At 51.0% G+C, this 12,753-nt stretch carries 10 protein-coding genes; all 10 read right to left on the bottom strand.

The window, feature by feature from the left end:
• Window positions 1–12: 12 nt before the first annotated feature.
• On the bottom strand, window positions 13–1,767 hold the full coding sequence (locus HPY52_02185) for a VWA domain-containing protein (GenBank protein NPV79074.1): 1,755 nt from the start codon (window positions 1,765–1,767) through the stop codon (window positions 13–15).
• Entirely contained in the window at window positions 1,764–3,245 is a 1,482-nt protein-coding gene (locus tag HPY52_02190) for a magnesium chelatase (protein ID NPV79075.1), read from the bottom strand. The genes HPY52_02185 and HPY52_02190 overlap by 4 nt, the downstream gene beginning before the upstream one ends.
• A 269-nt stretch (window positions 3,246–3,514) precedes the next feature.
• Window positions 3,515–4,432, bottom strand: a complete 918-nt coding sequence (gene secF, locus HPY52_02195; GenBank protein ID NPV79076.1) for a protein translocase subunit SecF — start codon at window positions 4,430–4,432, stop codon at window positions 3,515–3,517.
• A gap of 11 nt (window positions 4,433–4,443) precedes the next feature.
• Window positions 4,444–5,637 (bottom strand): protein translocase subunit SecD, encoded by a 1,194-nt coding sequence (gene secD, locus HPY52_02200; protein ID NPV79077.1) that lies wholly within the window; start codon window positions 5,635–5,637, stop codon window positions 4,444–4,446.
• 231 nt (window positions 5,638–5,868) lie between these two features.
• Window positions 5,869–6,753, bottom strand: a complete 885-nt coding sequence (locus HPY52_02205; GenBank protein ID NPV79078.1) for a carbohydrate ABC transporter permease — start codon at window positions 6,751–6,753, stop codon at window positions 5,869–5,871.
• Window positions 6,737–7,645 carry a sugar ABC transporter permease gene (locus HPY52_02210; GenBank protein NPV79079.1) on the bottom strand — a complete coding sequence of 303 codons (909 nt, stop codon included), beginning with the start codon at window positions 7,643–7,645 and terminating at the stop codon, window positions 6,737–6,739. The genes HPY52_02205 and HPY52_02210 overlap by 17 nt, the downstream gene beginning before the upstream one ends.
• Window positions 7,646–7,737: 92 nt before the next feature.
• A complete protein-coding gene (locus HPY52_02215) occupies window positions 7,738–8,775 on the bottom strand; it encodes an extracellular solute-binding protein (protein NPV79080.1) in 1,038 nt (345 codons plus the stop codon).
• A gap of 226 nt (window positions 8,776–9,001) precedes the next feature.
• Window positions 9,002–10,222 carry an L-rhamnose isomerase gene (gene rhaI / locus HPY52_02220; protein ID NPV79081.1) on the bottom strand — a complete coding sequence of 407 codons (1,221 nt, stop codon included), beginning with the start codon at window positions 10,220–10,222 and terminating at the stop codon, window positions 9,002–9,004.
• A 20-nt stretch (window positions 10,223–10,242) separates the two neighbouring features.
• The gene (locus HPY52_02225) at window positions 10,243–11,754 is read right to left on the bottom strand and encodes a rhamnulokinase (protein NPV79082.1); all 1,512 of its coding nucleotides are present in this window, start codon (window positions 11,752–11,754) and stop codon (window positions 10,243–10,245) included.
• 26 nt (window positions 11,755–11,780) lie between these two features.
• Window positions 11,781–12,497, bottom strand: a complete 717-nt coding sequence (locus HPY52_02230; GenBank protein NPV79083.1) for a class II aldolase/adducin family protein — start codon at window positions 12,495–12,497, stop codon at window positions 11,781–11,783.
• Between the last annotated feature and the right edge of the window lie 256 nt (window positions 12,498–12,753).

The following is a 12,753-nucleotide window of genomic DNA, read 5'->3' on the forward strand; positions in this document are numbered from 1 at the left end:
CCTGCAAGAGGATTATATCCTAAAAGGAGAGCCTTCTTTTCTGACGAGGCTTACTAGAATATCGCGATCGAATTCGTCGAGGACATAGAATCGTCCGCCGGACACTTCGCAGAGCCGCCTGAGGAATTCACGGTTTGGCTGGAGTCCGATACAGACAAATGGGACCTTCTCCTGGGCAATGCGCTTCGCCGCCGTTATCGCATCCTTGGCAGGATCGGCCGTCCATCGATTCATAGTAGGAATTCCGTCAGTGATCAAAACCATGAGGATATTCTTCAATTTCTTGGCCTTGATGAAATCCAACGCTTCGCAAATCCCTGAGGCGAGCGGGGTCAGCCCCGCGGGACGTATTGCAGATAGACCGTTTTCGATTACCCTGGGATTGCGGGTTGACGCAATCCTCAGCGAAACGGCCCGTTCCTGGAATGTGAGAACCGTGATACGAAAATCGGTGGCCAATGCAAGATGCCTGACCAGATGCTTCGCAGCTCTGATCCTCTTCCCCACCATGCTGGCGCTGGAGTCCACCAATAGACAGATCTCCGGCCCCCGGGAAGGCCGACGTTTTCCCACTCTAAGATCATCCCTGGTCAGAAAAGAGCGCGTATCTCCGGTCATTCCACGACGGACCAGCGCGGCTATGGCAGTCTCCGGCACAGCGATCGCATCAGCCAATTCATGTTCCATAAGCGGACGCGCCTCTTTTGACAATCGGCCGTATTCCCTTCTATGGGTCCTCATAGGGCCCTTCTCTGTCGCATGAAATCCACATGATAAAGGAATCTTCCTGAGCAACCTGCGTACACCAGCCTCTACCGATATGAAGTTGGATCTAAGCAGTGTCTCTACCTCCGCACCCCTTTCGGTAAGTATCGTTCTGAACCTATCTCGTTTTACAAGTCCCAGAGATTCCAGCCTCCCTGCAAGATCTTCCACATCGCCGATATCTTGAGTCACATCCGCAGGCATGACTGCCATTGAGCTCTTGACAGCTTCTAGGAAAGAAAGGAGATTCGCCGCCCCGCCAAATTCCTCGGCGAGACCGGAGATCGCCTCCAGTTTCATCTCAGCCCCCATGGCCGCCCAGTCCGCCCCCATTCCTGAGGCACTATGAGATGTGAGCTTTGAATCAAAGAGACTTGAGTATTGCTCAAGATTCTGTGGGGTCCCCTTTGTCTCGCCTGTGCCGACGATTCTCTCTATTTTCCGGATTTCAAGCCCCTGGCGCATGATCACCTTCTCAATCGCATCTGCTAAAAAGACTAACAGTGAAAGACATGATTCCGGAACCATGAGAGCAAGATGGACATGGTTTTTATGAGCCCGCAGGAGAGAAGGCTTCTTGCCATAGTTAAGGGCTCCAGTCACCCTTCCTCCTCCAGTGCCGGTCTGGATATCGATGAAATCCAGTATCTCGCTGGTGGAGGGTATAGCAAGTCCCCTTATTTTCTGAAACATCGGATCCCCGAACCATGATGTGACCGTATGCCGAACGGCCTCGGCAACGGCAATGTGATCCACCTCTCCGACTTCGTGGAAGATGTCCATATGCAGAACTTCATCTTTCCTGGGTCGGAAGTAGAATACTTGCCCTGCGTCATTCAATGCGTTTATATAGACTACTGTGGGCTCTTGAGGGAGCAGGGTATGGACCTTGCGGCTGAGCACCGTTGACTCCCCGATTCTCACTCCGCGATCCTGACGCAGCTCGGCAAGAAGCAGCCTGGAGAGGCGCATAAGGTCTGAAGACCCCACATCATCTCTCATTTTGCTCTGAGGTCCTCCTCAGTAAAGATGAGGCGTGAGATCTCAAAGGAGCTTATAGGTCTTGCGGGGATGGGCGGGGAAGGCACGCCATCTTCTGGAGGTTCCGTGAGTTTTGACTCTCCTCCTCTTTGCCCGATCCCTTCCCTGGCATCTCTAAATGAGCCATCACCGCTGGTACCCTGGCGGCCAGTTGAATCCTCTGGCATGACAGCCCTGACATGGACATCATATTTCGATGACGCCCTTGCGCTTCCAGTCAGGCTCCGGGTGATACGACTCAATATCTCAGAGAAACCACCTGTGGTCATCCGTCGTTGTTCCGGTGCCGTCTTTGGCGGGGAATCTGGCTCAGATTGGCCCTTCTGTCCCTCTGCTACCCCACCTGCAAGCATCCCGGCCTCCCGGCCTTCCCTGGAATTTGAACCCTGTTCTTCAATAAATTTTAAAATATTGGTAAGAGTAGATATATCGACCCTGTGTCTCAAGGCCAAAGGAGCGACGATCTTGATGTCCTCCAGGTTGATCTGCCGCCTGCCTTCCAGCGCCGCCCTGGCTATAGCGCCCAGCCTTATCGACTCTATAGCCCTCAGACTCTCGAGACCAAAATCTATGTAAATCTCCGCCAGCAGTCGCATGAATTGAGTGCCAAAGTCGACATTCGCCATCTCCCCGGAACGTTGAAGCAGAAGTTCCCGGAATGATAGTCCGGGGTCAGCTTGGATAGGCAAGTCCCCGCCGGGTCTCTCTCTATATCTCAATATAGAATTGGCTTCCAGGATTTCTTTTACGGTATCCACCTCTCCTGGACGCCCCATCGTCACCAAAAAATCGAATCTATCTGAAAGCTGCCGCCTTACGTCCTCCAGCGGACCTGGTTCCTCATCCGGATTGGAGGCTCCCCACACAGCGAGTGTAATTGGCATCTCGAAGCTGGCAAAGCCCACTTCCTCGATCTGGAGCCTGCCGGGTTTGGTGCCCATGACATCTAGCAATATATCAGTAAGCTCAGGGGATGTGTCTGCAAGACGGTTTATCTCATCTACAAACACTATGCCCCTATTGGCCCTTGGGAGGATCCCGGGCAGGAGCGCTGCCTCGGCTTTCTCAGCGGATGCGAGGCGGCCCAGGTCAATACTCCCGACGACAGTGCCTATCTTGGCGGAATGTGAGATCTCCAGAAATGGCATCCTGATCCATTCTGTGCCAATCCCTCGAATCTCATCCTGCGTCATGGAACGATGTACTGGACAATGTGGGTAAGCTGGGTCGCAATTATAGGGACATCCCTTTATCCGCTCTATACGAGGAAGAATATCCTTTGCGCTGCGGATTATCGTCGTCTTTCCGGTGCCCCGTAGACCTTCGACATGTATATGAATCGGAAGGCCGCCAAGGAGGGAGAGCGTCGAAATCTCCAGAGCTGTAAAAAGCGATCTGTTGCCATCATGTCGTATGAGATTGAAGTATCTGCCCATCATCGTCCCGTATCATCCGGACATCACCGCTATCTGATATCCGGATCTTCCGGTAGCACCTCCAATGGCCAATATTGGCGTAAGAAATCAGCATTAGTATTATGGCCACTGCCACTCTGTGACATACCGGAAACTGTAAAAGGAGATATGGCTCATTATGTAAATCCTGGAGACAAAAAGAAAGCCCTCCGGATGTCCATAGCCTTCTATAGAACTCCGGGGGCTTCGACAGATTCTTCAATCTCGTCCGGAGAGTAACCCATAAACACTGACTATGCCTTCGCCAGGGCGGCCCTCTTCTCTCGCTCGCGCTCCCAGTTCTTCCAGTCTAGCCATATGCTAGAGGCAATGAAGATGGAAGAATAGGTTCCCGAGGTAAGCCCTATGATGAGCGCCAGCGCGAAATCCCTTATGGTAGCGCCGCCGAACATATATACAGCGACTACTGCCAGGAGCGTCGTGATAAGCGTATTAAGAGTCCTAGTCATTGTCTCGAGTATACTCCTATTCACAAGTTCAGCGAGACCTTCCCCTCTTCTCCTGATCTTTAGATTTTCCCTTATCTTATCGTAAACCACGATCGTGTCATTGATCGAGTACCCTAGGATAGTCAAGATGGCTGCCATAAATGGGCTATTGACCTCACGTCCCATGAGGGAGAACGCGCCCAGCGTGATCAGGACGTCATGCACCAGCGCTATTACAGCGGCAGTCGCAAATTTGAACTCAAACCTGGCGCTCACATATATCAGAATACCTATCGAACCAATTATGCAGGCAACCAGCGCCCGCCTCAGAAGCTCGCCGCCGATTATAGGTTCAACCATTTCAGACTCAACGACATTTACCTTACCGAGACGCTCACCCAGGACATTGAGGACCCTTTCTAGTTGCTCATCGTTGAATGGCCGGCCATTTACATGGGCACGGACCTGGACGTCACTGGTCCCCTTTACCGGCTGGACAACTGCTTTATCCAGGTGAAGATCGGATAATTCCTGACTTACCAGTACGTTCATCACCTGCGCCGCACTCACAGGGCTTTCAAATCTAAGCCGTATCAACGACCCGCCAGTGAAATCCACCCCCAGGTTGAGCCCCTTTATGGACAAGGAGATGACACTCAGCAGGATCAAAATGCCTGAGATCGCAAGGAAAAGTCGCTTCTTGCCGATAATATCTATGCCCATCGTGTCACCTCCTATGCCCCGAAATAGGCTACATATTTGTCGGGGTTTCTGTCAACTATCGCGCTCATTATCGTTCGCGTCACCACAACGGCGGTAAACATGCTGATCAAGACGCCCAGCCCGAGTGTAACGGCAAAACCCTTGACAGAACCAGTTCCATATAGATATAGAACCGCTCCGGTAATCAGGGTCGTAATATTGGAGTCCAGAATACAGTTGAGCGCCCTGTCATGACCCGCTCTTATCGCAGCCCCTAGTCTCTTGCCGCCGCGAATCTCTTCCTTTATCCTTTCGAAGATTATTACATTGGCGTCAACAGCCATTCCGACTGAAAGGATCAGACCCGCGATGCCTGGCAACGTGAGAGTCGCATGTAATCCGGCGAGAGATGCCATTACAAGAACGCCATATATGAGCAGGGCAATATCAGCCATGAGCCCTGGCAGCTTATATATCCCGAGCATATACAGCAACACCAATCCGACACCGACTACGGCTGCAACAGCGCTCTGTTGTATCGACTCCTTCCCGAGCATCGGCTCGAGCACCTCGCTGTGGAGCAGCTTCATCGGCACGGGAAGGGCGCCGGCCCGGAGCATCATCGCCAGGTCCTTGGCAGTATTCATGCTCTCTATCCCCTGGATGATCCCCTTGTCTTTGATCACCGCCTGAACCTGCGGGTTACTCAACATCTGGTTATCCAGAAGTATTGCTATCCTGCGCCCCAGATTTTCCCTAGTTGCGATCTCGAACTTCTTAGCCCCCTCGGGGGTTAACTCAAAATGCACTGAGGGTCTTCCGTACTCATCAGGACCGGCAGTGGCATTGCGCAAATCCGCCCCGGTCATGACCACCCTCCCTGATTCATCCTTGAATTCAAGCTGGGCTGTCTGCCCGATAATCTTCTTGGCACGATCAGGGTCTCTGACTCCTGCCAGTTCCACCACCACGCGACGGTCACCCTGGCGGTAAATCACTGGCTCAGCGAGTCCCATCTGATCGATACGCCTCTCAATGACTTCTTTTGCCCGCATGACTGCGTCCTCGTCCACTTTGACGGCATCAGTGTCCTGGGCTTCCAGCACGAGCCTCGTGCCGCCCCTGAGATCCAGGCCCAGATTTAACGGACGATAATAGATAGTCACAGCGCAAAATACCGTTAAAACCAGGATCCCAATGAGCTTCCATAAATTGGTTCTATTCATCGATCCGCCGCCAGCTATCCCCTCCTGCCAATCTCAGAGACTATAGATCCAAAAGATATACCATAAACCCCGAGGATATCGAGAGAGGACCGCGACGACTCCCCCCTTCGGTCAAAATCGCACAAACTCATTATATAGGGCAGGGGAAGGCTTGTCAATCAAAGGAATTGTGCACTATAAGAGCAGCGGATCAGGCCTTTTCGTCTTTCCGGCAATCACGAAGCCCTGCTCTCACCCCTTGAGTCCTGTTATCACGATCCCTTGTATGAAATATCTCTGTGTAAAGAAAAACAGCACAAGACATGGAAGAGCGACTACCAATGACGCAGCCATAAGGAGGTTCCACGCCGTCATGCCATACATGCCGGTAAACCGGCTCAGAGCCAGGCTTACCGTGAGCTTATCCCTGCTGTTCAAGTAGATGAGGGGACCCATAAAATCATTCCAGTTCCACATGAACCCGAATATGGCAACTGTCGCCAGAGCTGGCTTGGTGAGCGGCATAAGCACTCTCCCGTATATGCCCAGGTAACCGCACCCATCTATCTTGGCCGCATCATCGAGTTCAATGGGTATGGTCATGAAAAATTGTCTGAGAAGGAAGATGAAAAACGCGCTGCCGAAAAAATTGGGCACTATTAATGGCTTGAAAGTATCTACCCAATTCAGTTGTTTGAAAAGAACAAACAGCGGAATCATGGTAACCTGAGACGGAATCATCATGGTAGCCAGCACCAAGATAAACAGCATATCTCTGGCTCGTGCTCTCAATCTAGCAAAACCATAGGCTACCAGCGATGAGGAAAGGAGCTGGCCGAACATAGATGAAAAGGTGACAATTACGGTATTGGTGAAATACCGGCCAAATGGTAGGAATGTAAGAGCCCGGACGAAGTTGCCCCAGAGGAACTTAGTGGGAATCCACTGAGGCGGGAAAAGGTAGACTTCGCCATCCTCCTTTAGGGCGGTGGATAACATCCAGAAAACCGGAATGAGGATAACTATGCTTGCAATGACCAGGGTAGCATAGACAAATATCCGGCCTAGCAATTCTGTCTTACGTTTGCTTCTAGCCAACGAATTCAACCCCCTTCCCGGCCTATCGCCCGCGGGCAGTGCCTTCGTAATATACCCAGAGCGGCGAAGACTTGAATACCAGGAGAGTAAGCGCCAATATTATCAGAAATAGGATCCATGCCAGAGCTGAGGCATAGCCCATGCTAAAGAACTGGAATGCGTTCTGGTATATATAGAGCACATAGAAGAGAGACGCATAATGCGGGCCGCCACCTGTCATCACATAAGCCTGGGTGAAGACCTGAAATGAGCCGATTATGCCCATTATGAGATTGAACAATATTACAGGACTCATCATGGGCAGAGTGATTCTCATAAGCTTATTCCATGGGGTGGCCCCATCTATCTCGGCTGCTTCATACAATTCCGTGGGCACACCCTGAAGCCCAGCCAAATATATCACTATACCTCCACCGATGCCCCAAAGGCTCATGATGATCAATGCCGGCAACACCCACTCTTCGCTCATTATCCAGGCAGGCCCATGAATGCGAAAGAGGATCCAAAGAAGATAGTTGAGTATCCCGAATTCGGGGTTGAATATCCACATCCACAATAGAGATACAGCAACGCCAGAAATAACCGATGGCATGTAAAAGATCGTCCTGAACCAGGCAAGGCCACGGACCTTTTGGTTGAGCAACAGGGCTATGGCAAGCGATGCCATCATGTCAAGAGGCACGCCAAAGAAAGAGTAAATAGCCGTGACTTTGAGCGATTGCCAAAATAGAGGATCTGACAACAGCTTTGCGAAATTCCCGAGCCAAATCCATTGAGGAGGGTTCACGATATCATAGTTGCAAAAGCTAAAAAAGAGTGATGCTACGATGGGGCCGGCCGTAAATGCGATAAATCCGATCAACCATGGGGAAATAAAGAGATAAAATGCAGCCTCTTCCCGCCTCGCCATATGGCTGAGATGCGTCTTCATAGCCTGATCAATCCTGCCTATTATTAGATTTTGGGGGCCATGGCATAAGAGGTTTATGCCATGGCCCGGATTTATGAAGACCTGGATAGTGCCTATTTCTTGCGCAGGCTCTCGAGATTTTCCTTTATGGCACTGTTGAGCTTGGGTATCATAGTGTCAACAACCTCTTTGGCGCTCTTTTTGCCAAGCCATAGAGGATCGATTTCAGCATTCCAAATTGACTGGAGTTTATAAAAGCCAAATATGGTATGTTCCGCGTCTTCCTGAGCATAAGTGAACGCTCCATCCAGGACCTGATCAAGCTGTTCCTTGGTATTCACTACATATGGGCTTATATGATCGATGTACATTCCCCTCAGAGACGGACGCGACACTATCCTGCCGGTGCGTTGCCCGAAGATCTTTTGCACCTCGTCGCTTACCAGATACTGGACAAACTCCCATACTTCTTCAGGATGTTTTGTCTTGCTGGAGATCTCCATAGGATCTGTGTATAGGCAGACCTTTCTTTCAGGGTGAGAATATGGGACTGCCGCTATTCCCCATTTAAAGTTCTTGGGCAGCGGCTGCCATATGGCCCAGTCGCCGCTCATGACCATGCCGACCTTGCCTGTCTTGAGAACAGGGCCCATCTGCTCAATGACCTGCAACTGCGCAGGAGTGGGACTCACCTTGTGCTTGTATGTGAGATCAGCCTTGTTCTGCAGCGCGGTTACCAAAGCCTTGTAATTTTTCTGGTCATCGAGGGCGACCTTGGTGGGTGGACCCGAGATGTAGGATTCCTTGGGAAACATGTCTCCGCCCCAACCCCAGGCAAGTTCGAAGATATCCCTCGTCTCAACGACTCCATATTCATCTATCCTGCCGTCTCCGTTCACGTCCCGCGTCAACTTTTTCGCGGTTTCGATCATCTTCTCCCATGTCCAGGTTTTATCCGCCCAGTCGGTCGGAGGATAGGAGACTCCGGCTTTATCAAACAATGTCGCATTGAAGAAGCAAGCTGTGTATGCTTGAAGAAATGGGATACCGCGTAGCTGGTCCTTATAAGTCGCGCCTTCTAGGGCTACTTTGTAGAAATCATTCATCCGCAGGGTTTTCTCATGCTTCTTGGCGAGGGAGGTCAAATCCATATTCATGCCACGAATGGCATGATCCATATGTGAAAAGACATGGCGCTATCGCTAGAACGGCGAAGCGTATATCACCTCCGATCCCGGGACGATCTTAAGCTCCCATCTTTTCGCCTGGAATAGGCCAGGACTCTATCCAAAGCCTGACCTACTCCAAATAGTCCCAACTATTCTATTTAATTCTCCTCTGGAATAGATTTTCCTCCTGAGTAACGAAATCCGGCAGCTATTTTGACACATTTCTAGTAGATACAATTTTCTCATGATATCCGCCTGAATAATAGGCAGCTATCGGATCCTCCGGCAGACCTTCTTCTACCCGGAACTTGGCCAGGAGCGGGCGCACATCCGTCTCAAAAGCATCTCGCAGTATGGATTCGGCTCCCAGCACATCACCGTCCGCCTGGGCCCTTGCAAGGGCGACACGATCCACAAGAAGCGCCTTGGCCAGTGCCGTTTGAATATTGATGACAGAGCGGATCATGGCAGGAATCTTTGGCTCTATATTATGGCTCTGGTCTATCATATACCCTATTCGGGAGGCATGGTCGGAAATTGAAGGATCATCATCTTCGAGCGCATCTACCAGTTCATTGAAGATCAGGAACAATTGATAGGGGTTGCTGCTACCGGTAATCAGGTCGTCGTCAGCATATTTCCGGTCATTGAAATGGAAACCGCCCAACCGGCCCTCAAATATGAGAGTCGCAACGATATGCTCTATGTTGGCTCCATGCAAATGGTGACCCAGATCAACCAATACCTGGGCTCGGGGGCCAAGGCGCATAGCCAAGGCATAGGCTGATCCCCAATCTGCGACATCGGTATGATAGAACGCAGGCTCAAAGGGCTTATATTCTATCAGGAGGCGCATCCCCTCCGGCATCGCCGCATATGTCTCCTCCAGAGCCTCTATAAGCCACTCACGACGTTTGCGGAAATTCCCCTGGCCAGGGAAATTCGTACCATCGGACAGCCACAGGCTGATCATAGATGAATTCACCTCTTTGGCTATCTGGACGCATTCCAGAAGATGATTCCTGGCCCGCCTCCTGATGCTGGCATCCGCATGGCAGAGGCTCCCTAGCATATATTCATGATCCTGAAAAAGATTGGGATTCACAGCACCAACCTTGAGTCCCAGGCTTTCAGCCCTGCGCTTCAGGGCCCCATAGTCATCGACTTTATCCCATGGGATATGTATAGCCACAGACGGACAAGCGCCTGTCAGCTGATGCACAAGAGCAGCATCTTCTAGTTTTTCCCATATATCCCGAGCCGCCCCAGGCTGTGGGAACACCTGAAATCTGGTTCCGGCATTTCCATATCCCCATGATGGAGTTTCCACCTTAAAATCGCGAAGCCTCTCTCTAAAAGTCTCAGGGTTTATTCCCCGCCCTCGAAGAGTCTCCCAAGCATCCGTCATCGCAAAAGACCTCCCGTCAATTCAATGATGAGTAACGATGATCAACCCCGCTCGATGAGAATCTTGAATCTCGCATATGCCTCTTCCCATGCGCCCCTTGCTTCCTCGCGCGGCTCGAATTCTTCGAGCTGAAACGAAGCTCGGATTATTTGGCGAATCTCTGTCATATCCTTTACCTCGCCCAATGCCATAGCTTGGACCAACAGGTTGCCAATAGCTGTCGCCTCAGCAGGCCCGGCAATCACAATTCGGCCCGTGGCATCTGCTGTATATTGATTGAGAAGGTGATTCTTGGACCCGCCTCCGACAATGTAGATGGTGTCTATATGGCGCCCAGTTATGATCTCCAATTGTTCCAGGGTCATCCGATAACGTAGCGCCAGACTCTCCAGGGCGCAACGCAAGATCGCGCCTCTGGTTTCAGGCACAAGCTGGCCTGTGCGCTTGCAGAAATCCTGTATAGCAGCAGGCATGCTCGGCGGGTTCAGAAATGAATCATCATCTGGGTCCACAAAAGATACTAGGGGTTTGGCCTGACCCGCCAGATGGGTCAATGCATCATAAGAAAGTGCTTCCCCTTCCTTTTGCCATTCCTTTCTGCACCTCTGTATCAACCATAGACCCATTATGTTCTTGAGAAAGCGGAATGTCCCACCGACTCCCCCTTCATTGGTGAAGTTGAATTGAGCCACATGCTCCCCCAGATATGGCTTTTTCGTTTCGACGCCCATCAAGGACCAGGTGCCAGAGCTGATATACGCGTAATTGCCTGTTGCCATACCATCTTCATGCTTGGCTGGAGTGGCTGGGACGGCCACTACTGCTGAAGCTGTATCATGGCAGCCAGGTAGCGCCACCGAAACGCCCATTGCGCTGGTCTCCTGCGCTATGGGGTCCCGAATCGTGCCAATCTTGGCTCCAGGAGGGATGATATCGCCAAGGATGTGGGTAGGGATCCCCATTTTCGCCAGGAGGTCGCCGGCCCATCCCCCGCCCTTTACATCCAACATTTGGCTGGTGCTCGCGATTGTATATTCATTTACCGTAAGGCCGGTGAAAAAGAAATTCAGAATGTCAGGGATGAATAGCAGCCTATGTGCTGTATCAAGCATCCTCTTATTCTGCAGTCTCATGGCTAATAGTTGGAATAGCGTGTTAAATTGCATGAATTGGATACCTGTGTAGGCGAATATCTCCTCCTTGGGCACGATAGAAAATGCCTTTTGGAGGATGCCGGAAGTACGGGAATCTCGGTAGTGATAGGGAGCGCCCAATAACTCACCCCGGTCATCAAGGAGCCCGAAATCAACCCCCCAAGTATCGATTCCGATGGAATCTACATGTCCTTCCCTTTGCGCGGCAAAAGCTAGGCCATGCTTCAATTCGCGGAAAATGTGCAATATGTCCCAATGTAATCCCGAAGGGAGCTCCACCGGTTCATTAGGAAAACGGTGGATTTCATGGATGGTAAGATGCTCGCCATCAAACTTGCCAAGGATAGCCCTGCCACTCTCCGCGCCAAGGTCGAAGGCCAGCAAATTCAGGTGTTTCATGAACACCACCTTCCATAAACAATCCTTTATTTACCGGCGGTGCCGGTTAGTCTATCCGGATGGCTGGACGGACGCATACCCAAATTAGGATATCGTCCCGGAATTCGCATCTTTTTCCTCAGAGAAATGAGCTTTGCCACATCCTCACTAGACAACTCATTTTCTCCCCCAAGCAGTCTCGCATAGAAACTTATGCGCGCAAAATGCTCCACAGTTTCCATCTTATACATTGCGTGGGTAACATCTTCGGCCATAGTCAATACGCCGTGGTTCTGCAATAGCACCGCATCGTGATATTCGATGAATTCTTCCACCGAATGCGCCAATTCATCCGTAGAAGGTGTCGCGTATCTGGCCAGGGGAATCCACCCTAGACTAATGATGACCTCCGGGAGGATACAACGATCCAAGGAGATTCCGGCTACGGCAAAGGCCGTGGCTACCAGCGGATGAGCGTGCGCCACAGCGCCAACATCAGGACGTTTTCTGTAAACGGCAAGATGCATCTTCACTTCTGAGGATGGCTTGAGGTAACCTTCTATCGGGTTCCCTTGAGCATCCACCTTCACCAGCATGTCAGGGGTCATGCGCCCCTTGCTCACTCCTGTTGGAGTCATCAGTATGGAGCCATCTGGCAGGCGTGCCGAAATATTACCGTCATTTGCCGCTACATAGCCACGTTCATAGATCCAACGTCCTGCATCCACGATCTCTTTGCGAAGTTGCTGCTCAATATTCAACATATGATGTCACCTCATTAGATAAAGACATTGCAGGATACCTTTCCGGGCTGTCTGTAACCTCGACCCTATTCTACCATGTTCATGAAGATCTCGGTAGATTCCGAATAGGTATTTTCATCACATCTGGTGCCGGATGTTTTATGTGAATATAAATGCTGATCATGCGTCTAATATTGTCAGAAATCCCCAAAGGTAATGGCACGCGCCAGTTGCCTATGTTGCTCCGGCAGCAGGAACCGCCTGTGTTCAAAGGCAT

Source organism: Bacillota bacterium (assembly GCA_013178415.1).
Lineage (GTDB): Bacteria > Bacillota > SHA-98 > Ch115 > Ch115 > Ch115.